The 21,772-nt window shown below is 65.4% G+C and carries 16 protein-coding genes; 8 read left to right on the forward strand and 8 right to left on the reverse strand.

What is annotated here, in order from left to right:
* Window positions 1-163: 163 nt before the first annotated feature.
* The 7 genes from P5705_RS06005 to P5705_RS06035 all read left to right on the forward strand — a co-directional run bounded on the left by P5705_RS06005 (window position 164) and on the right by P5705_RS06035 (window position 8,573).
* Entirely contained in the window at window positions 164-2,101 is a 1,938-nt protein-coding gene (locus P5705_RS06005; protein ID WP_277459978.1) for a DUF294 nucleotidyltransferase-like domain-containing protein, read from the forward strand.
* Window positions 2,098-2,808, forward strand: a complete 711-nt coding sequence (locus tag P5705_RS06010) for a 3'-5' exonuclease (protein WP_277459979.1) — start codon at window positions 2,098-2,100, stop codon at window positions 2,806-2,808. The genes P5705_RS06005 and P5705_RS06010 overlap by 4 nt, the downstream gene beginning before the upstream one ends.
* A gap of 255 nt (window positions 2,809-3,063) precedes the next feature.
* Complete coding sequence (locus tag P5705_RS06015) at window positions 3,064-3,582, forward strand: RNA polymerase sigma factor (protein ID WP_277459980.1); 519 nt, start codon at window positions 3,064-3,066, stop codon at window positions 3,580-3,582.
* Window positions 3,579-4,535 carry a FecR domain-containing protein gene (locus P5705_RS06020; RefSeq protein WP_277459981.1) on the forward strand — a complete coding sequence of 319 codons (957 nt, stop codon included), beginning with the start codon at window positions 3,579-3,581 and terminating at the stop codon, window positions 4,533-4,535. Before P5705_RS06015 ends, P5705_RS06020 begins: the two co-directional genes overlap by 4 nt.
* A 199-nt stretch (window positions 4,536-4,734) precedes the next feature.
* The gene (locus P5705_RS06025; protein WP_277459982.1) at window positions 4,735-7,167 is read left to right on the forward strand and encodes a TonB-dependent siderophore receptor; all 2,433 of its coding nucleotides are present in this window, start codon (window positions 4,735-4,737) and stop codon (window positions 7,165-7,167) included.
* 120 nt (window positions 7,168-7,287) lie between these two features.
* Window positions 7,288-8,400, forward strand: a complete 1,113-nt coding sequence (locus tag P5705_RS06030; RefSeq protein WP_277459983.1) for a PepSY-associated TM helix domain-containing protein — start codon at window positions 7,288-7,290, stop codon at window positions 8,398-8,400.
* On the forward strand, window positions 8,397-8,573 hold the full coding sequence (locus P5705_RS06035; RefSeq protein ID WP_277459984.1) for a hypothetical protein: 177 nt from the start codon (window positions 8,397-8,399) through the stop codon (window positions 8,571-8,573). Before P5705_RS06030 ends, P5705_RS06035 begins: the two co-directional genes overlap by 4 nt.
* A 43-nt stretch (window positions 8,574-8,616) precedes the next feature.
* Here P5705_RS06035 and P5705_RS06040 read toward each other — a convergent pair whose 3' ends face one another.
* From P5705_RS06040 to glnE, 8 genes are all read right to left on the reverse strand, one after another.
* Window positions 8,617-10,059, reverse strand: coding sequence for a lipopolysaccharide kinase InaA family protein (locus P5705_RS06040; RefSeq protein ID WP_277459985.1), 1,443 nt, complete (start codon window positions 10,057-10,059; stop codon window positions 8,617-8,619).
* Entirely contained in the window at window positions 10,059-10,811 is a 753-nt protein-coding gene (locus tag P5705_RS06045) for a lipopolysaccharide kinase InaA family protein (RefSeq protein ID WP_277459986.1), read from the reverse strand. The genes P5705_RS06040 and P5705_RS06045 overlap by 1 nt, the downstream gene beginning before the upstream one ends.
* On the reverse strand, window positions 10,808-11,542 hold the full coding sequence (locus P5705_RS06050; protein ID WP_277459987.1) for a lipopolysaccharide kinase InaA family protein: 735 nt from the start codon (window positions 11,540-11,542) through the stop codon (window positions 10,808-10,810). Before P5705_RS06050 ends, P5705_RS06045 begins: the two co-directional genes overlap by 4 nt.
* The gene (gene rfaP, locus P5705_RS06055) at window positions 11,542-12,348 is read right to left on the reverse strand and encodes a lipopolysaccharide core heptose(I) kinase RfaP (RefSeq protein ID WP_277459988.1); all 807 of its coding nucleotides are present in this window, start codon (window positions 12,346-12,348) and stop codon (window positions 11,542-11,544) included. Before rfaP ends, P5705_RS06050 begins: the two co-directional genes overlap by 1 nt.
* Entirely contained in the window at window positions 12,345-13,466 is a 1,122-nt protein-coding gene (locus P5705_RS06060) for a glycosyltransferase family 4 protein (protein WP_277459989.1), read from the reverse strand. The genes rfaP and P5705_RS06060 overlap by 4 nt, the downstream gene beginning before the upstream one ends.
* Window positions 13,466-14,524, reverse strand: coding sequence for a lipopolysaccharide heptosyltransferase I (waaC, locus tag P5705_RS06065; protein ID WP_277459990.1), 1,059 nt, complete (start codon window positions 14,522-14,524; stop codon window positions 13,466-13,468). The genes P5705_RS06060 and waaC overlap by 1 nt, the downstream gene beginning before the upstream one ends.
* A complete protein-coding gene (gene waaF, locus P5705_RS06070) occupies window positions 14,525-15,574 on the reverse strand; it encodes a lipopolysaccharide heptosyltransferase II (RefSeq protein ID WP_277459991.1) in 1,050 nt (349 codons plus the stop codon).
* A gap of 224 nt (window positions 15,575-15,798) precedes the next feature.
* Window positions 15,799-18,732: a bifunctional [glutamate--ammonia ligase]-adenylyl-L-tyrosine phosphorylase/[glutamate--ammonia-ligase] adenylyltransferase gene (gene glnE / locus P5705_RS06075; RefSeq protein WP_277459992.1), complete on the reverse strand. Its 2,934-nt coding sequence runs from the start codon at window positions 18,730-18,732 to the stop codon at window positions 15,799-15,801.
* A 383-nt stretch (window positions 18,733-19,115) separates the two neighbouring features.
* On the opposite strand from glnE, the gene aceE reads away from it, so the two are divergent.
* Window positions 19,116-21,761, forward strand: coding sequence for a pyruvate dehydrogenase (acetyl-transferring), homodimeric type (aceE, locus tag P5705_RS06080; protein WP_213658693.1), 2,646 nt, complete (start codon window positions 19,116-19,118; stop codon window positions 21,759-21,761).
* The last annotated feature ends 11 nt before the right edge of the window (window positions 21,762-21,772 follow it).

Consider the following 21,772-nt stretch of genomic DNA (forward strand, 5'->3'; position numbering starts at 1 on the left):
GCCTTTCGTCGGTAATTTGACACCTGGCAGAAGCAGCGAACCCGCTCCTGCGCCTTATAGACTTACGTCCAATGGGCACCGCAGAGCCGTCGTCCGACCATGGAGGCCTAGAACAACAAGGTCTGCGCCTCTCCATGCAGACACTTTTAACGCGGTTGGTTCCATGAGCAAAAAGGACGCCTACACCCAAGCAGGCAGGACAGCAGTGCTGCAGAACATCCAGGGTACCCTGCAGTTCCTGCAGCGCTTCCCGCCGTTCAATCAGATGGAACAGAGCCACCTGGCCTACCTGGTGGAACAATGCCAGCTGCGCTTCTACGCAGGTGGTGAAAGCATCATCAAGCCCACCGACGGCCCCGTCGAGCATTTCTACATCGTCAAGCAAGGGCGCGTGGTCGGCGAGCGCCAGCATGTCACCCGGCCAGGCACCGAAACCACCTTCGAGATCGCCAGCGGCGAATGTTTCCCGCTGGCCGCACTACTGGGCGAGCGGGCCACCCGCACCGAACACCTGGCCGGTGAGGATACGTTCTGCCTGCAGTTGAACAAGGCCGCGTTCATCCGCGTGTTTTCCATGTCCGAGGCGTTTCGCGACTTCGCCCTGCGTGGCGTGAGCAGCCTGCTCGATCAGGTCAACCAGCAGGTGCGCCAGCGAGCAGTGGAAACCCTCGGCACCCAGTATTCGCTGAACACACCATTGGGCGAACTGGCCCTGCGCCATCCAGTGGTCTGCTCGGCTAATACCCCACTGCGCGAAGCGGTGCGACTGATGCACGAGCAGCAGGTGGGCAGCATCGTCATCGTCGATGAACAGCGCCACCCCACCGGCATCTTCACCCTGCGTGACCTGCGCCAGGTGGTGGCCGATGCCAGCGCCGAGCTGACCGCGCCGATCGAGCGCTACATGACCGCCCGGCCGTTCTCGCTCAGCCCCCAGGCCAGCGCCTTCGACGCGGCCATGGCCATGACCGAGCGGCACATCGCCCATGTCTGCCTGGTGGAGAACCAGCGCCTGTGCGGCGTGATCTCCGAGCGCGACCTGTTCTCGCTGCAACGTGTCGACCTGGTGCACCTGGCACGTACCATCCGCCATGCGCCGCGGCTGGACACCCTGGTGTCGCTGCGCGGCGAGATCGGCCAGCTGGTCGAGCGCATGCTCGCCCACGGCGCCTCCTCGACCCAGATCACCCAGATCATCACCCTGCTCAACGACCACACCGTGTGCCGGGTGATCGAACTGGCCATCGCCGAACGCGGCGACCCGGGCGTGCCGTTCAACTGGCTGTGCTTTGGCAGCGAAGGGCGCCGCGAACAGACCCTGCACACCGACCAGGACAACGGGATTCTCTTCGAGGCGCGCGACGCCACCGAAGCCGATGCAATTCGCGCGAAGCTGCTGCCGCTGGCCCAGTTCATCAACCATAACCTCGCCCAGTGCGGCTTCACCCTGTGCAAGGGCAACGTCATGGCCGGCAACCCCGAGCTGTGCCTGTCACGCAGCGAATGGGCACGGCGCTTCGCTGGCTTTGTGCGCGAGGCAAGCCCCGAGAATCTGCTGGGGTCGAGCATCTATTTCGACCTGCGTGTGGTCTGGGGCGACGAGCAAGGCTGCGAACAACTGCGCCGGGGCCTGCTGGAGCAGGTGGCGGACAACCGCATCTTCCAGCGCATGCTGGCCGACAACGCCCTGCGCCAGCGCCCACCAGTCGGGCGCCTGCGCGAGTTCGTGCTGACCCGCCAGGGCGACGACAAGGCCGCGACCCTCGACCTCAAGGTGCAAGGCCTGACCCCGTTCGTCGATGGCGCGCGGCTGCTGGCCCTGGCCAATGGCATTGGTGCCTGCAATACCCTCGAGCGGCTGCGCCTGCTGGTGGACAAGGGTGTCATCGAGGCGCTGGACGGCGCAGCCTATGAAGAGGCGTACCACTTCATCCAGCAGACCCGCATGCAGCAGCACCAGCGCCAGACCCGCGACAACCTGCCCTATTCCAACCGCCTCGACCCGGACAGCCTCAACCACCTGGACCGGCGCATCCTGCGCGAATCCCTGCGCCAGGCCCAGCGCCTGCAAAGCAGCCTGGCCCTGCGGTACCAGCTGTGAACCTGTTCGCCTGGTTGCGCCCGGCGGTGCCGGCACTCGACGACCGCCTGCGCCAGCGCCTGGCGCAGTTGCCCAGGCCCGCGCCACCGGCAGTGTGCTCGCTGCGCGAACAGCGCTGGGTGGTGCTGGACCTGGAGACCAGCGGCTTGAACCTCAACCGTGACCAGGTGCTGTCGATCGGCGCGGTGGCCATCGAGGATGGCGCCATCGACCTGGGCCGCCCGTTCGAGCGGACCCTGCATCGCCCACTGCAGAAGACCAATGCCAGCGTATTGATCCACCGCCTCGGTCCCAGTGCCCTGGCGGCGGGATGCGACCCGGCCGAGGCGTTGCTCGAACTGCTGGAATTCATCGGCGACAGCCCGGTACTGGCGTTCCACGCCCCGTTCGACCAGCGCATGCTGGCCCGGGCCCTCAAGGACAGCCTGGGCCTGCGCCTGCAGCATGTGTTCCTCGACGTTGCGGAACTGGCGCCGATGCTCAACCCCGACACCGTGTTGCGCGAAGCCGGGCTGGATGACTGGATAGCCCGCTTCGGCCTGGAGGTGCAGGCCCGCCACCATGCCAGTGCCGATGCCCAGGTCACCGCTGAACTGGCCTTGATCCTGTTCAGCCAGGCCCGCCGCCAGCAGTTGGACAGTCCGTTGCAGCTGGAGCAGCGGCTCAAGCAGTGGCGCCGGCGCAAGGTACATAACCACGGTTTCTGATGGGCACCTCGCGGCCACGTATTCGGTAGGAGCGGCTTCAGCCGCGATGCAGGCAACGCGGTGCCTGACACCCGCTTCGCGGGTGATCGCGGCTGAAGCCGCTCCTACAGAGGTCGCCTCGGATCAATGGGTTGCAGCGAACAGCCGCCAACGTGATGGCAATCCGATAAGCGTCAATTGCGCCCCGCCCCCCGCCTCTGCCACAATCGCGAATAATTATCGTTAGTTAACGCATTCTTTCCCGGGGGACGCTTCTTGACGTCTGCGCAGAGTCCACATGCCGATCTGGTCGGGGCGCTGTACCGCGACCATCGCGGCTGGCTGCTGGCCTGGCTGCAGCGCAGCACCGCCTGCCGCCAGCGTGCCGAGGACCTGAGCCAGGACACCTTCGTGCGCCTGCTCGGCCGCGAGCGCCTGGACGCCCCCCGCGAACCCCGGGCGTTCCTGGTAGCCGTCGCCAAAGGGCTGCTGTTCGATCATTTCCGCCGCGCGGCCCTGGAACAAGCCTACCTTGCAGAGCTTGCCCTGCTGCCGGAGACTGAGCACCCCTCCCCGGAACTGCAACACTTGATCCTCGAAGACCTCAAGGCCATCGACCATCTGCTCGGCAAGCTGTCGAGCAAAGCCCGCGCCGCCTTCCTGTACAACCGCCTCGACGGCCTGGGCCATGCCGAGATCGCCGAACGCCTGGGTGTTTCGGTGTCGCGTGTGCGCCAGTACATCGCCCAAGGCCTGCGCCAGTGCTATGTCGCCCTGTACGGGGAACCGACATGAACCCTGCCCCGGTGTCCGGCAAAGTGCTGGAAGCGGCCATTGCCTGGAAGCTGTGCCTGGACGAAGACAGCGGTACCCCGGACGAACGCAGCGAATTCATGCGCTGGCATGCGGCCCATGAGGAGCATGCCCGCGCCTGGCGGCAACTGGGCGCCCTCGACCAACGCGTCAGCGCCGCCGCCGGCCCGGTGCGCCACACCTTGCTGCAATCGCGTGCGGGCCTGCGCCAGCGGCTCGGCGGGCTGGGTGCGGGCCTGGCCGGGATGCTGGTGCTTGGCGGGTTGCTGGCCTGGGCCGGGGTACCCACCCTCGCTCCGGGCTACTGGCTGGCCGACCAGCGCACCGCCACCGGCGAAATGCGCACCCTGCGCCTTGAAGACGGCACCTTGCTGAGCCTGAACACCCACACCGCGGTGGATATCGACTTCCACGGCGAGCAGCGGCTGATCGTGCTGCACCAGGGCGAAATCTCCGTGGAGACCGGCCACGCCGACAGCCGCCCGCTGCTGGTACGAACCGAGGATGGGCGCCTGCGCCCGCTGGGCACGCGCTTCCTGGTCAAGCGCGAAGCGGGTGGCACGCGCCTGGAGGTGCTGCAAGCCTCGGTGGCCGCCAAGCCGCAGAACAGTGGCGACGAACAGGTCCTGCGCGAAGGCCAGCAGGTCTTGATGAGCGCCGATGGCCTTGGCCGCGTCGACCCGGTGACCGCCGGCAGCGACGCCTGGACCCGCGGCATGCTGGTGGTCGACAACGTGCGCCTGGCCGACCTTGTGGCCACCCTCGGACAGTACCGCAGCGGCCACCTGGGCGTGACCGACGAGGTCGCCGAGCTGCGCGTGAGTGGCAGCTTCCCGCTGACCGACACCGACCTGGCCCTGGCGTCGCTGCAGCCGGCGTTGCCGGTGAAGATCGAACGGCACACGCCGTGGTGGGTGACCGTCACCGCCAAATAAAGGCTGCCGCCCAACCTGTAGGAGCCAGCCTTGCTGGCGAACGGGCCCGCCTCGGTTGCGCGTCGGGCCCGTTCGCCGGCAAGGCCGGCTCCTACAGAAGCCCCACCGCCCTCAAAAATTTTTTTCAAAAGCCCCTGTCACTTTCCCACTCTCGCTCGGCAAGGAAGCAGTCAGCACTATTTCGTCGAGGAGCCGCTGCATGTCCCGTGCCGTTGATGCTTTGCTTCGCCCCAGCTTGATGGCCCTGGCCATCGGCTTGGCCGCCCCGTTGGCCAGCCCCGCCCTGTTCGCCGCCGAACAGTCCGCCATGCGTGCCTACAACCTGCCCAGCGCGCCGCTGGCCAGCACCCTGAACCAGATCGCCAGCCAAGCCGGTATCGCCCTGGCCCTGGACCCGGCCTTGGTCAGTGGCCGCGCCTCGGCGCCGGTCAACGGCGAGTACAACGGTGTCGGTGCCCTGCAGGCGGCCCTGCGTGGCACCGGCCTGCAGTTGCAGCAGAGCAGCGCCGGCACCTACAGCCTGGTCGCTGCGCCAGAGGACAGCCTGGTGCTGCCGGAAACCAGCGTGAACGCCGCCAGCGACAGCGAAAGCGCCTGGGGGCCGGTGGAGGGTTACGTCGCCAAGCGCACCGCCGCGGGTACCAAGACCGACACCGCACTGGTCGAAGTGCCCCGCTCCATCTCCGTCGCCACCCGCCAGCAGATGAGCGATCGCGGCGTGCACAGCCTCGATGATGCCGTGCGCTACATGCCGGGGATCGTCTCCGCCAGCTATGGCAGCGATACCCGCTACGACTGGATGCGCGTGCGTGGTTTCGAGCCGACCCAGTTCCTCGATGGCCTGCCACTGCCACGCGGCATCTATGCCAACCCCAAAGCCGAGACCTGGAACCTGGACCGCCTCGCACTGCTGCGCGGCCCGGCATCGTCGATCTATGGCCAGACCCCGCCCGGCGGCCTGCTGGACATGGTCAGCCGTCGCCCGCAGGCCGAAAGCGCCCACGAGATCGAACTGCAATACGGCAGCGACAACCACCGCCAGATCAACTTCGCCAGCACCGGAAAGATCGACGACCAGGGTCAGTTCCTCTACAGCGTCAGCGGCGTGGTGCGCGACGGCGGCACCCAGATCGACCATGTCGACGACAAGCGCTACAACATCGCGCCCAGCCTGACCTGGAACATCGACGAAGACACGTCGCTGACCTTCCTCACCCAGTTCACCCGTGACGATACCGGAGCCACCAGCCAGTTCCGGCCAATCCAGGGCACCAAGATCGACATGCCGTTCGGCAAGATCTCCCATCACAAGAACCTCGGCGACCCGGACTACGAGTTCTACGATCGCACCTACTACGCCCTGGGCTACGCGTTCGAGCATCGTTTCAACGATGTCTGGCAGTTCCGCCAGAACCTGCGCTATACCAAATCGGACCTGTCATTCCAGACCATTACCCCCGGTGCCTACTACTCACCCGGTGGCCCGGTGGCGGATGATGGTACCGTCAATCGCATGTCCACCAACGTCGATGAAGACATCAGCCAGTTCGCGGTGGACAACAATTTCCAGGCCGACTTCGCCACCGGTGCAATCACCCATACCGTGCTGATCGGCCTGGACCACCAGCGCACCGACCACAACTACCTGGCGATCTACGGCTTCGACGTACCGCCCACCAATGCCGTCAACCCGGTGTATGGCGTGCCGATCATCCGCCCGGACCGCTCCTCGGCCTACTACGACTACAACCAGAAGACCGTCCAGACCGGCCTCTACGTCCAGGACCAGATGGCCCTCGACAAGTGGCGCCTGACCCTTGGCGGTCGTGAAGACTGGGTGCACGCCGGCACCAAGTTCTTCAACAAGGGCGATGCCACCAACACCCAGCGTGACAAGAAATTCAGCGGCAACGCGGCAATCAGCTACGTCTTCGATTCCGGGTTCGTGCCCTACCTGTCCTATGCCGAGTCGTTCCAACCCGCCGGCAGCGCGGACGCGGACCCGGAGAAGACCTTCAAGCCAACCGAAGGCAAGCAATGGGAGCTGGGTATCAAGTACCAGCCACCGGGCTCCAACACCCTGCTGTCCGCCGCCGTGTATGACCTGACCCAGAAGAACATCCAGGTCAGCAATATCGAGGGCGGCGTGAGCGTCACCCGCCAGACCGGTGAAGTGAAGGTGCGTGGCCTGGAGCTCGAAGCCGTTTCCGATGTGACCGAAAACCTGAAGGTGGTTGCCGCCTATACCCTGGCCAAGTCCGAAGTACAGGACGGCCAGTACAAGGGCAACCGTCTGCAGCTGATGCCGAACCAGCAAGCCTCGCTGTGGGCCGACTACACCTGGCACAGCGGCGTGCTCGACGGTTTCGGGATCGGCCTGGGCGCACGCTACACCGGCAACACCTATGGCAACCAGGAGAACACCTGGCTGGGCAAGGCCAACGCCTACACCGTGTTCGACGCGGCCGTGCACTACGACCTGGGCCGCCTGGACAACAGCCTCAAGGGCGCCTCGGTGGCGATCAACGCCACCAACCTGCTGAACAAGGACTACCTCTCCACCTGCGACGGGTACTACTGCTACTACGGCGACCAGCGCAGCGTCGTCGCCAGTGCTTCCTACAAGTTCTGAGTGACCGGGACCGCCCTGCGGCCCATTCGCCGGCAAGCCGGCTCCTACCTGTAGGAGCCGGCTTGCCGGCGAACGGCTACGCACCAGCCCCAGCCATAATCAGACGTAAATGGAACCGTGATGAAAAGCCAAACCATCCGCCGCTGGTCAGCGATCCACACCTGGAGCAGCCTGGTGTGCACGCTGTTCCTGCTGTTGCTGGCCGTCACCGGCCTGCCGTTGATCTTCCACCACGAGCTGGAACACCTGCTCGGCGAGGCGCCAGAACTGCGCGAGATGCCCGCCGACACCCCGCACCTGGACCTGCGGCAACTGGTGCTCAAGGCCGAGCAGCACCGCCCGGGCGAGGCGCTGCAGTACTTCGGCTACGAGGATGACGAGCGCAACGGCGTGGTGGCGATCATGGCCGCCACCGCCGGCACCGAACCCGACCTGTCGCACACCTTCATGCTCGATGCGCGCACCGGCGAGGCCGTGGCCATGCCGGCCGCCAACGGCGGCTTCATCATGCTCATGCTGCGCCTGCACGTGGACATGCTCGCCGGGCTGCCCGGCAAGCTGCTGCTGGCCTTCATGGGGGTGCTGTTCGTCATTGCGATCATTTCCGGCACCGTGCTCTACGCGCCGTTCATGCGCCGCCTGGACTTCGCCACGGTGCGCCACGACAAGTCCCGCCGTCTGCGCTGGCTCGACCTGCACAACCTGATCGGCGTGGTCACCCTGACCTGGGCGCTGGTAGTCGGCGTCACCGGGGTGATCAGCGCGCTGTCCGACCTAGTCATCGCCGCCTGGCGCAACGACAGCCTGGCCGCCATGGTCGCGCCCTACCGCGACGCGCCGGCGCTCACCGAGCGCGCCCCGGCCAGCCGCCTGCTGGACATTGCCGCAGAGGCCGCGCCGGGCATGCGCCCGGACTTCATCGCCTTCCCCGGCACGCGCTTTTCCAGCGAGCATCACTATGCGGTGTTCATGAAAGGCGACACCCACCTCACCTCGCACCTGCTCACGCCGGTGCTGATCGACGCCAGCACCCTCGAAGTCACCGCGGTCGGCGATCGCCCGTGGTACATGGACGCCATGAGCCTGTCGTCGCCCTTGCACTTCGGTGACTACGGCGGGCGCCCCATGCAGATTCTTTGGGCGGTATTGGATGTGCTGACCATCATCGTGCTGGGCAGCGGGCTGTACCTGTGGTGGGGCAAGCAGCGCAAACCACGGGAGGCCCGACCATGAGCCATCGCTCGCAGTCGACCCGGCGCATCTTCGCCTGGCCGGCATTGATCGCCCTGCTCAGTGGCGCCGGGCTGTTCGCCGCGCTGTTGGGCGATGGGGTATGGGACAGCCTGGCCTGGCTGGGGCTCGGCCTTTCGGCCGGCCTGGGGCTGAGCGGCTTCTGGCGGCGCTGACCGCCCCCTGCGGGAACCATCCTCGCCGGGGCGCCCGTTCGCGTCAGTCGGCCAGGCGCGGCAGCACCTGGTCGAGCCGCTGGTGCAGTGCGCTACTCTTCGGCCAGTTGCGCAGCAACCGTGCCCGGTCGCGGGCATAGGCGGGAGCGAAGCTGAGCTGGGTGGCATGCTGGCACATGGCATCGAGGTCGATCAGCGACCACTGGCCGTCCTGCCAGAACAGGTTGTGGCCTTTGAAATCACCATGGCTGATGCGCTCGCGGATCAACTGCTGCATCAACCGCACCAACGCCTCGACCTGCTCCTCAGGCGCCTCGCCACTGTCGACGAAGGGCGCGAAGCAAGCGGTCAGGTCCGGGCCATCGGCATACTCAGTCACCAGGTACGCACGGCTGCGCAGGCCCATCACCCGCTGCTCCAGCACCGCCAGCGGGCGTGGGGTGGCAATGTCGAGAAATTCCAGGCGGTGCCCTTCGATCCACGAATGCCAGGCCCGGCTCGGACGCCAGAAGCGCTTGAACCAGTGGGCGGTGTTCTTGATGTTGTAGCGCTTGAGCACCAGGGTGCGGCCAGCCACTTCGATGCGTGCCACGCTGGCGGCGCCACCGGTCTTGTACAGATGTCCCTGGTCGATCAGCGCGTCGGCCTGTTCGAGCACCGGCAGCATCGCCGCCACCTCGCCACGGCGAATCGCCCGCAGGCCCGAAAGCCTGCGCTGGACGCTGAACAGCGTGCATTCGCGCCCGGCCTTGTCGAGGTAATCCTTGAGCCGCCAGCTGCGCACCTTGTCCACCTGCTTGAGCAAGGCTTCCAGCGGCAACGCATGCTCGGCGTTGGCCAACAGGTAATGCACCAGCGCCTCTTCGATGAACGGTTCCAGGCGCTTCGGCAACTGGGCGAACAACACCCCGAGGTTTTCCAGCACGCGCTGGCGTGATAGCTGCTGCCCGGGCGTCTCGGCCTTGATGCCGGCGCCATCGATCAAGTACAGCTGGCCACCCTGGCGCAGCAGGTTGTCCAGATGCAGGTCTTGCTGCCACAGGCCCTTGGCGTGCATTTGCGCCACGGCGGTCAACGCCTCGCCGAGCACCAGATGCTGCTCGTCGGCGAGCATCGGCAAGTGCTCCACCTCGGCCCAGGCATCGCCCAGGCTCTCGGCGTTTTCCAGGAATTCGAACAGCAACCAGCCGCCCTCGCCTTCCTTCAGGCCATCAGCCAGCAAACGTGGCGTGGTCAGGCCCTGGTCGGCCAGCAAGCGGGCGCCATCGAGCTCGCGCTGGAAATGGCGGGCGGCATTACCGCCGACCAGCAGCTTGGCCAGCACCTTGGTGCCACGCCAGATCCCGGCGCCGACATAGCGCTGGCCCGGCAGCACGCGCAACAGGCTGAGCAGTTGCAGGTCGGCCACGCCTGCGGCATCGGCCAGGGTGACGGTCAGGGGCAACGTCGGGCTGCGCCCGGCGTCCTTGAGTTCGGACAATCGCATCAGCGGGCCTCTTTGTGGCGACGGCGTTGCATCAGGCGTTGCAGCCAGGTGTCGACCTGCGCGCTGTCCGCCGGCAGGGCCAGGTAGGCGCCGAGCAGCATGCGCACGTCCTCTTCGCTCCAGGCACCGGCGCGGCGCAACAGCGGCTCAAGATCCTTCAGCCGGTCACGCATGCCGAGCAGCAGCGGGCGGGTCTTCTCCAGGTCGATCAGCTGTGCCTGCCAGCCTTCACGGCGCTCGCGCAGGAAAATGTGCTTGGGGTAGAAGCAGCCATGCACCTGCCCCGCCGCGTGCAGGGTGCGCGCCAGCTCACCGCAGGCCTGAAGGACCTGCTGGCGCTGGCTGTCTTCAAGCTGCGGCCATTCGCCCAGCAGGCTGTCCAGGTCGCGCCATTCATCCAGGGCACGGGTCATGAGGATGGCGCGGTGCTGCCCGTCCTGCTTGCGCTCACCGTAGAACACCGCCTGCAGCGCCGGGATACCCAGCTTCTGGTACCGGCTGATATTGCGGAACTCGCGGGCGAAGGTCGGTTCGCCGAAAGGGCGGTGCAAGGTTCGGGTGAGGTAGTCGCTCTGGCGCTTGAGGTAGTAACCCTTGCCCTCCAGCTCCAGGCGGAACACGCTGCTCCAGCCGCCCCGACCGGTGTTGGGTTCGTCCACGGCTTCGAGCTGCAGTGCCCAGAGCGCCTCGAAATCGCCCAGGCCATGGCGCTTGAGCAGTGCCTGGTCGGCACTGGCCAGGTAATCGGTCATTCCCTTCCCTCGAAAAAGCCCAGCACCTGGCGAATGCGCCGCTTGTCACGGGCGTTCAGGCGATCGTGCTTGCGGTACTGCAGGTAGAAACGCAGGCGCTGGGTCGCCGACAGGTGGTACTTGGCGACCTTGTCCAGGCACGCCAGGTCTTTGATCAGCCGGTGGCGCAACATGAAACCGCGCCAGACATCGCCGGTGGGGCAGTCGATGAAGAACAGCGTGCCCTCGTCGTCCACCAGCAGGTTGCGCCACTTCAGGTCGTTGTGGGCGAAATGGTGATCATGCATCACCCGGGTATGCCGTGCCAGCTGGCGGCTGATGTGGTCGACCCAGGCGCGATCGCTCAGGCGCGGGTCGTTGCGCTCGGCCAGGGCCGACAGGTCTTCGGTGCGCGGCAGCTCACGGGTGATCATCGCCCCGCGGCCGAAGGCCAGGCCATTGCGCTCCAGCCCCCAGGCAACCACCTCGGCGGTGGGGATGCCCCACTTTTTGAACTGCTTGAGGTTCTGCCATTCGGCCTTGATCCGTGGCCGGCCCAGGTAACGACGCATGTGCTTGCCGGCGCCGGTATAACGTTTGACGTAGTAGTTGACCCCGTCACGCTCGATGCGGATGACCTCGCTGAGTGGGTCACGGGTCAGGCGCTCGCCCTGCAGGGCGAATACCGCGTCGAGACTGCCGAAGTCCGCCACCAGGTGCTTGTAACCCGGCGCCAGTGTCCAACCCGCCATCAGAGTGCGTCCCCATAGCGTTGCTTGCGATCGTAGAGTTTCTGCGCCTTGCGTTCGAGCCAGGCGAGCAGTGCGGCCTCCTCCTTGAGCACCTGGCGCAGCGGACACTGGAAGTAGCCACGCAGGAAGCGCAGCTTGTCACGGCGGGTGAGGCCGATGTCCAGTGCCGAGAAATACAGCGCGGCCAGGTCCTTGTCGCGCCAGCGACGGGTAATCTTCGCCCGGGTCTGGGCGCGGTGCAGGTCGATCACCGACAGTTTGAAGTCTTCCGGCGTCACCGGGCGGTCGGTGTGCAGCAGGAAGTGGCAGATGTAGCAGTCGCGGTGGTTGACCCCGGCGCGGTGCATGCCGCCGGTCATCTTCGCCACTTCGGCGATCAATGCATGCTTGAGGCGTGGCGCCGGCGGCTGCTTGACCCAGTCGATGCTGAAGTCTTCCAGGCTGACGGTTGGCGCCAGTTCCTCGGTAACGATGAACGAGTGCTGAGTGGCCGGGTTGCCGCCGCGCTCGCCGTAGGCCACGGCGGTCATGGTTGCCACGCCTGCCTCATGCAGGCGCTGGATCGCCCGCCACTCCTGGCCGGCGCCCAGCACCGGCAGCTTGGCGCTGAACAGGTTCTTGAAGATCTCGCCCCAACCGATGCCACGGTGGATCTTGACGAAGAAGCCCGCGCCATCGACCTCGGTGCGCAGGGTGCGGCGACCTTCCAGCTCGCGGTACACCTCGCCCTGCAACTGCTCGACGGCCTCGAACGCATCACGGCCGGCCCACAGGCGCTTGAACGGCTCTGCCAGTATCAGCTTCATGCAGGCTCCTGGAGAATCACGTCGGCAGCGTGCTGCGGCATGCTGTACAGGTCGGCGCTGTCGGCGAAGGCCACGCCATTGCGCGACCAGGCGGCACGTTGCGGGCCATCTTCGAGCATGCGTTGCAGGTAGCGGTTGAGCTGCTCCTGCTCGAACGGCTCGTCGAGCACCAGGCCGCTGTCGGCCTCGGCGATGTAGTGGGCGTAGCCACACACCTTCGACACCAGCACCGGCAGGCCGGCGACCAGCGCCTCCAACAGCACGGTGCCGGTGTTTTCGTTGTACGCGGGGTGGATCAGCAGGTCGGCCCCCAGCAGGAAACGCGGGATGTCGCTGCGGCCCTTGAGGAACTGGACCTGATCGCCCAGGCCGAGCGCCGTGCTCTGCACCTGGAACAGCTTGGGGTCGTCCTGGCCGATGACCATCAGCCTGGTGCGCTTGCGCAGGGCCGACGGTAGCGCGGCCAGGGCCTTGAGGCTGCGGTCCACGCCCTTGGTCTTGAAGCCCGAGCCGATCTGCACCAGCAGCAGCTGGTCGTCGGCCAAGCCGAACTCCTTGCGGAACTCGGCACGGATGGTGTCAGCGTCAGCCGGGCGACGGCGGTCCTGTGAGATGCCCGGCGGCAGCAAGTGGAAACGCGCCTCCGGGGTGCCATAGTGCTTGATGAACAGCGGCTGCTGCACCTCGGAGATCATCAGGACCTCGGTACGGGCATCCTTGGCGAACACCGCCCGCTCGTACTCGGCGAAATGGCGGTAGCGGCCCCAACGGCGGTACAAGCCACCGCGCAGGGTCTGGGCCTTGTCCTCGAAGCAGCCGTCGGCGGCGTAGTACACGTCCAGCCCTGGCATCTTGTTGAAGCCGACCAGGCGGTCGACCGGACGCTTCGCCAGGTCCGCTTCCATCCAGGCGCTGAGCTTCTCGTTGCGCCGATGGTTGAACAGCGCCTTGACCGGCGCCACCAGCACCTCGAAGCCCGGCGGAATGTCACCTTCCCAGATCAACGTGTACACACGAATCTGGTGGCCCCGCTTCTGGCACTCGAGGGCAATGCGCATGAAGTCGCGCTGCAGCCCGCCGAAGGGGAAATACTTGTAGAGCACAAAAGCCAGTTGCATCAACGAACATCCTCAGCCAGCAGCAGCGCGCTCAAGCGGCCCGCCACATGCTCGGGATTCAGGCGAGTGAAGCACAGCGGCCACTCGCGTTTGAGATCGAACCGGCGCAGGTCCTCGGCGCTCGGTTTGTAAGTGCACTTCTTCTGCAGGCAGGGTGCGCAGGGGAAGTTGCTCGCCTGGTGGATCTGGGCGCGTCCGTAGGCACCCGTCAGGCCAGGGTTGGTAGGGCCGAACAACGAAATGGTCGGCACATCCAGCGCCGCGGCCAGGTGGCCGAGGCCGGTGTCCACGGCCACGCAGGCCTTGGCCGCCGCCAGTACGCGGGCGACGCCGACCAGATTCAACTTGGGGAGCACCTGGCAGTTGTTCAAGCCCTGGGCGATGCGCTCGGCCCGGGCTTTCTCGGCCGGGTTGCCCCAGGGCAGCATCACCTGCAGCTTGCGCCGGCCCATGCGCTCGGCCAGCTCGCGCCAGTAGGCTTCCGGCCAGTGCTTGGTGGCCCAGGTGGTGCCGTGCAGGAACACCACATACGGCGCGGCGGGCGGCAGTTGCAGGCGGTTGAGGTCAAGGCCGTAGTCACCCAGCCCTTCGGGCAGGTCATAGGCCAGGGCCAGGGCGAACAGTTGGCGCACACGCTCCACGGCATGCTGGCCGACGGCGACCGACAAGCGCCGGTCGTAAAAGCGGCTGGCCCAGCCTTCGCGGGCCGAGTAACGGTCCAGGCCGGCCACCTGCGCCTTGACGTAGCGGGTCAGCCACGCCGACTTGACCAGGCCCTGGGCATCGATCACCAGGTCGTACTTGTGCTCGCGCAGGCGTTGCTTGAACGCCGTCCATTCGCCGCTTTTGAGGGTCTGCCAGATGTTCTTGCGCCAGCGGCGGATCGCCACCGGGATCACCCGGTCGACTGCCGGGTGCCAGCTCGGGATCTCGGCGAAGCCTTCTTCCACCACCCAGTCGAAACGAATGCCGGGAATGGCGTGGGCCGCATCGGTCAACGCAGGCAGGGTGTGGATGACGTCGCCCAGCGACGACGTCTTGATGATCAGGACCCGCACTCAGTCGACCTCGGCCACGGTATCGATCAGGTTCGGCCCGCCCAGGCTGTGCAGGGCCGCGATGACCTTTTCAGGCTCCAGCAGGCGCAGGCAGTTGTAGTGGCCGAAGCGGCAGGTGCGGTCGAAGCACGGGCTGCATTCGATGCCGGTGCGCACGATCTCGACCTGGTCGGCCAACGGCGGGGTGAAACCTGGCGAAGTGGAGCCATACACGGCCACCAACGGACGGTTAAGCGCAGCGGCCACGTGCATCAGGCCGGAGTCGTTGGAAACCACCGCCTTGGCGCAGGACATCAGGTCGATGGCCTCGGCCAGCGAGGTTTCGCCGGCCAGGTTACAGGATTCTTCCCGGAAACCTGGGATCAGGCGGTCGCGAATCTGCTCGCCCACGGCATGGTCGTTCTTCGAACCGAACAGCCATACCTGCCAGCCCTGGCGGATCATTGCATCAGCCACTTGCGCGTAGTGCTCGGCCGGCCAGCGCTTGGCTTCGCCGAACTCGGCGCCGGGGCACAAGGCGAGCACCGGGCGGTCCAGCTCCAGCTTGAACTTGGCCAGGGCGGCTTCGCGGCTCTGGGCTTCGATTTGCAGGGTCGGGCGCGGATACGGCTTGGGCAGTTCGACACCCGGCGCATAGGCCAGGGCCATGAAGCGCTCGATCATCAGCGGGTAGCACGCCTTGTCCAGCTTGCGCACGTCGTTGAGCAGCAGGTAGCGCATCTCGCCACGCCAGCCGGTGCGCTTGGGGATGCCGGCGAAGTACGGCACCAGCGCCGACTTGAGCGAATTGGGCAGCAGGATCGCCTGGTCGTACTGGCCGGCCAGCGACTTGCCGATGCGCCGGCGCGTGGCCAGCTCCAGCGCGCCATGGCCGAGCGGGAAGCTCAAGGCCTGGCGCACCTCGGGCATGCGCTCGAGGATCGGCCGGCTCCATTCGGGGGCCAACACGTCGATCACACAATCGGGGTGCTGCTGTTTGAGGCACTGGAACAGAGTCTGCGCCATCACCATGTCGCCGACCCAGCTGGGGCCAATGATCAGTATTCTCATGCGTTATCCAGAAACATTCGGGGAGGCTGCAGGCTGCGTCAAACCTGGCCTCCCCTCTTTATATTCAGGCTATGTGGCGGACAGTGTACCACCGGTGGTGAGACGACGTTCCTTGGGGCTGCTACGCAGCCCTTTCGCGGCACAAGGCCGCTCCTACAGGGAACGCAATCCTGTGTAGGAGCGGCCTTGTGTCGCGAAAGGGCCGCAAAGCGGCCCCGACAATCTCAGCTCAGACCCAACTGCCCCCAGATCCGCCGCACCTCGCGGCGCTCGTCGACGAACTGCGCCGCGTCGATCACCCCCGCCTGCTTCTGCAGGGCCTGGCGGTGCGAGGCCGAGCGGAACGCCTTGTACACCTCGCGCAGCAGCACGGCATCGCTGGCGGGCATCAACCCGGCCTGCTCAAGCTCTTCGAGGATGCGGATGTTGTCGGTCCAGCGCAGCAAGGCCGGGTGGTCGTGGGACCAGGCCAAAGCGGCGTATTGCACCATAAATTCGATATCGACGATACCGCCGGCATCCTGCTTGATATCGAACGCCACACCCGCGTCGAAGGCGTTGGCCGCGGTACCGGCGGCGGTCGCCTTGGTGCCGAGGTTGTCGCGCATCTTGGCGCGCATGTCGCTGACTTCGGTGCGCAATTTTTCCAGGTCGCGGGCCTGGCCCAGCACCTTGGCGCGCACGCCCTCGAAGGCTGTCGCCACCTGCTTGCAGCCCACCAGCACCCGTGCCCGCACCAGGGCCTGGTGCTCCCAGGTCCAGGCTTCGCTCTGCTGGTAGCGCTCGAACGCGCCCAGCGAGCTGACCAGCAGCCCCGAGGCGCCGGACGGGCGCAGGCGCATGTCTACATCATAGAGCTGGCCAGAGTTGGTCTGGGTGGTCAGCAGGTGGATGATGCGCTGGCCCAGGCGGGTGAAGAACTGCGCGCCATCGATGGGCTTGGCACCGTCGGTCTCGGCATTCGGGTCGCCATCGTGGATGAACACCAGGTCCAGGTCCGAGCCATGGCCCAGTTCGAGGCCGCCGACCTTGCCATAACCCACGATGATGAAACCGGGGTCGCACAGGCTGCCGTCACTGCGCTTGGGCTGGCCATGACGGGCCGCCGTCTGGCGCCAGGCCAAAGTCAGCACCTGGTCGAGAATGGCCTCGGCGAGCCAGGTGAGGTAGTCGCTCACCTTCATCAGCGGCAGGTTGCCGGTGATCTCAGAAGCCGCCACCCGCAGGCTATGGGCCAGCTTGAAGTGGCGCAGGGCCTCCATCTGCTGCTCCAGGTCGTCCTCGGGGATGCGCGTGAGGCGCTCACGCAGCTCGGCGGCCAGCTCCGGCGCCAGCGGCGGGCTGAACAGCCGACCCTCGTTGAGCAGTTCGTCGAGCAGCAGCGGGTAACGGGCGATCTGCTCGGCGATCCACGGGCTGGCCGCGCACAAGGTCAGCAGACGGCGCAGGGCGCCCGGGTTTTCCGTGAGCAACACAAGATAGGCAGAGCGCCGCGCCACCGCCTCGACCAGCGGCAGCACCCGCTCCAGCACCAGGTCAGGGTTGTCATGCTCCACCGTCTGGGCCAGCAGACGTGGAATAAAGGCATCCAGGCGCTCGCGGCCGATGCGCTGCATCGAACGCAACGACGGGCTGACACGCAACGCGGTCAGGCGCCGCAGCGCCTCGGCGGGCTGCTTGAAGCCTGCCTCTTGCAATTGACGACAGGCAGCCTCTTCATCCTGGGCCTGCTCCCAGAGCGGCGACCACTCGCCGCCCACCACCAACTCGCCCTCGGTCTCGTCTTCGTCCGGGTCGGCGATCACCTGGCGGAAATGCCAATCGACGCGGCCACGCCAGTGCATCAGTTGTTCATGGAAGCTGGCCCAGTCGGCGTAGCCGAGCATATAGGCGATGCGCTCGCGGTCGGTTTCATCATCCGGCAGCATCTGCGTCTGGCGGTCGGCAATGGCCTGGATGGCGTGCTCGGTATAACGCAGGAACTCGTAGCCCTCGCGCAACTCGGCAACCACCGCCGGTGGCAGGTAACCCTGCCCTTCGAGCGTCGCCAGCACCTTGAGCAGTGGCCGTTGCTGCAGGCTCAGGTCGCGCCCACCATGGATCAGCTGGAAGGCCTGGGCAATGAACTCCACTTCGCGAATGCCACCGGCCCCCAGCTTGATGTTCTCGGCCATGCCCTTGCGTCGCACCTCCTGCTGGATCAGCTGCTTCATGGTGCGCAGCGCCTCGATGGCGGAGAAGTCCAGGTAGCGGCGGTAGACGAACGGTCGCAGCATTTCCTGCAATTGGGCACCTGCGGCCTGGTCGCCGGCTACCACGCGCGCCTTGATCATCGCGTAGCGTTCCCAGTCGCGGCCCTGGTCCTGGTAGTACTGTTCCAGGGCATTGAAGCTGAGCACCAGCGCACCGGCCGAACCATAAGGGCGCAGGCGCATGTCGACGCGGAACACGAAACCGTCGACGGTAACCGGGTCGAGCGCCTTGATCAGGCGCTGGCCCAGGCGGGTGAAGAACTCCTGGTTGTCCAGCGAGCGCTTCACGCCTTCTGTTTCACCGCCCTCGGGGAAAGCGAAGATCAGGTCGATGTCGGACGACAGGTTGAGCTCCACCGCGCCCAGCTTGCCCATGCCCAGCACCACCATGTGCTGCGGCTCGCCGCTGCGGTTGCCGATGGGCGTGCCGAACTGCTGGCAGTGGCGCGGGTACAGCCATAGATAAGCTTCGTCGATGGCGGCGTCGGCCAGGTCGGACAGATCACGGCAGGTTTCCCCCAGCGCCGCCTGGCGGGTGATGTCGCGCCAGATGATGCGCAACTGCTGGCGGTTGCGTTCGCGGCGCAGGTTGCGCGCCAGTTCGTCCTCGGTCTGCGCGGCCTGGGCGGCGGCGTTGACCTGCCCACGCAACTCGCCCGGCGCGAAAGAGCGATCCATCAGGCCACTGCCCAACAGCTCGAACAGCATGGCCGGCTCGCGCTGGGCCTGGGCCAGGACGAAATCGCTGGCGGCAGCCACCTGGTCGAACTGCTGTCGATGCCCGGCACTCCAGCTATCCAGATGAAGGTCGGGATGGGCGGCCAGGGCATCGCGCAGGAACTGTTGGTTGCGAGCGACCAGTGGTTGGAGTGCGGCGGGCAGATCGAGCGGCAAAGGCAGGCGCATGGTCTATCCTTGATCGGCGTGAAAGTGAGGGGCGTGGGCGCTCAAAAGGAGGCCCGGCCACGGTTGGACTGTCATACAAAAGTTGGAAATAGCCGATAAAGCCGAAAATTTGGCAAAAAGCATCAAGAACCACCTGATCGCGACACGCCACCAACCAACATGAACGTTTATCCTCACAACCCGGGATGCGACAAACCGTCGCATTTGTGTAGTTTTACTACTACCCCGTAGGTGCAAAAGCATGAAATGCGAAAGCATTTGTAGTAAAACTACACCGCGCCGGATGACTGTCCGGTAATCCAAGAATTCACGACGTCTGCCCATAAGGCCAGTCGCAAACTCAGGCCATCGATTCTGGTGGCCTTTCCGCCCTGGAGCAAGCCATGCAAGACCTCGATCCAATCGAAACCCAGGAATGGCTGGATGCCCTGGAGTCGGTCCTCGACAAAGAAGGCGAAGACCGCGCTCATTACCTGATGACCCGTATGGGCGAGCTGGCCACCCGTAGTGGCTCCCAGCTGCCGTATGCCATCACCACGCCGTACCGCAACACCATCCCTGTCACCCACGAAGCACGCATGCCTGGCGACCTGTTCATGGAACGCCGCATCCGCTCGATGGTACGTTGGAACGCCCTGGCCATGGTCATGCGCACCAACCTGAAGGACTCGGACCTGGGTGGCCACATCTCGAGCTTCGCCTCCAGCGCCACGCTGTACGACATCGGCTTCAACTACTTCTTCCAGGCCCCGACCGACGAACACGGCGGCGACCTGATCTTCTTCCAGGGCCACGCTTCGCCAGGCGTCTACGCCCGCGCCTTCATGGAAGGCCGCATCAACGAAGACCAGATGAACAACTTCCGCCAGGAAGTGGACGGCAACGGCCTGTCTTCGTACCCGCACCCATGGCTGATGCCTGACTTCTGGCAGTTCCCGACCGTTTCGATGGGTCTGGGCCCGATCCAGGCCATCTACCAGGCACGCTTCATGAAGTACCTGGAAGCCCGCGGTTTCATCCCGGCCGGCAAGCAGAAAGTCTGGTGCTTCATGGGCGACGGCGAGTGCGACGAGCCGGAATCCCTGGGCGCGATCGCCCTGGCCGGCCGCGAGAAGCTGGACAACCTGATCTTCGTCATCAACTGCAACCTGCAGCGCCTCGACGGCCCGGTTCGCGGCAACGGCAAGATCATCCAGGAACTCGAAGGCGTGTTCCGTGGCGGTGGCTGGAACGTCAACAAGGTCGTCTGGGGCCGCTTCTGGGACCCACTGCTGGCCAAGGACACCAACGGTGCCCTGCAGCGCCGCATGGACGAAGTCATCGACGGCGAGTACCAGAACTACAAAGCCAAAGACGGCGCGTACGTTCGTGAGAACTTCTTCAACACCCCAGAGCTCAAGGCCATGGTCGAAGACCTGTCCGACGACGAGATCTGGAAGCTCAACCGTGGCGGCCACGACCCGTACAAGGTCTACGCGGCGTACCACCAGGCTGTGAACCACAAAGAGCAGCCGACCGTCATCCTGGCCAAGACCATCAAGGGTTACGGTACCGGTGCCGGCGAAGCCAAGAACACCGCGCACAATACGAAGAAAGTCGACGTCGACAGCCTGCGTCACTTCCGTGACCGCTTCGACATCCCGGTCAAGGATGCCGACCTTGAGAACCTGCCGTTCTTCAAGCCGGAAGAAGGCTCCGCCGAAGCCAAGTACCTGGCCGAACGCCGTGCAGCCCTGGGTGGCTTCGTACCGCAGCGCCGCGCCAAGAGCTTCAGCGTCCCCACCCCGCCACTGGAAACGCTGAAAGCGATCCTGGACGGCTCGGGCGACCGTGAAATCTCCACCACCATGGCCTTCGTGCGCATCCTGGCGCAACTGGTCAAGGACAAGGACATCGGCCAGCGCATCGTCCCGATCATCCCGGACGAAGCCCGTACCTTCGGTATGGAAGGCATGTTCCGCCAGCTGGGCATCTACTCGTCGGTCGGCCAGCTCTACGAGCCTGTCGATAAAGACCAGGTGATGTTCTACCGCGAAGACAAGAAGGGCCAGATCCTCGAAGAAGGCATCAACGAAGCCGGCGCCATGTCGTCGTTCATCGCTGCCGGTACTTCGTACAGCTGCCACAACCAGCCGATGCTGCCGTTCTACATCTTCTACTCGATGTTCGGCTTCCAGCGTATCGGCGACCTGGCCTGGGCCGCTGGCGACAGCCGCACCCGTGGCTTCCTGATCGGCGGTACCGCCGGCCGTACCACGCTGAACGGCGAAGGCCTGCAGCACGAAGACGGCCACAGCCATATGATGGCGGGCACCATCCCGAACTGCCGCACCTACGATCCGACCTACGGCTACGAGCTGGCGGTGATCATCCAGGACGGCATGAAGAAGATGACCGAAGAGCAACAGGACATCTTCTACTACATCACCGTGATGAACGAGTCGTACCAGCAGCCAGCCATGCCGGCCGGTGTCGAGGACGGCATCATCAAGGGCATGTACCTGCTCGAGGAAGACACCCGCGAAGCCGCGCACCACGTACAGCTGATGGGCTCCGGCACCATCCTGCGCGAAGTTCGCGAAGCGGCGAAGATCCTGCGTGAAGAGTTCAACGTCGGTGCCGACGTGTGGAGCGTCACCAGCTTCAACGAACTGCGTCGCGACGGCCTGGCCGTGGAACGCGCCAACCGCCTCAAGCCTGGCCAGAAGCCTCAGAAGACCTACGTCGAAGAGTGCCTGGCCGGCCGCAAGGGCCCGGTCATCGCCTCCACCGACTACATGAAGCTGTTCGCCGAGCAGATTCGCCAGTGGGTGCCAAGCAAAGAGTTCAAGGTCCTGGGTACCGACGGTTACGGTCGCAGCGACAGCCGCAAGAAGCTGCGTCACTTCTTCGAAGTCGACCGCCACTTCGTGGTGCTGGCTGCCCTGGAAGCCCTGGCTGACCGTGGCGAGATCGAACCCAAGGTTGTGGCTGACGCCATCGTCAAGTTCGGCATCGACCCGGACAAGCGCAACCCACTGGACTGCTGAGGAGTATTTTT

Source organism: Pseudomonas entomophila, from assembly GCF_029478665.1.
Lineage (GTDB): Bacteria > Pseudomonadota > Gammaproteobacteria > Pseudomonadales > Pseudomonadaceae > Aquipseudomonas > Aquipseudomonas entomophila_F.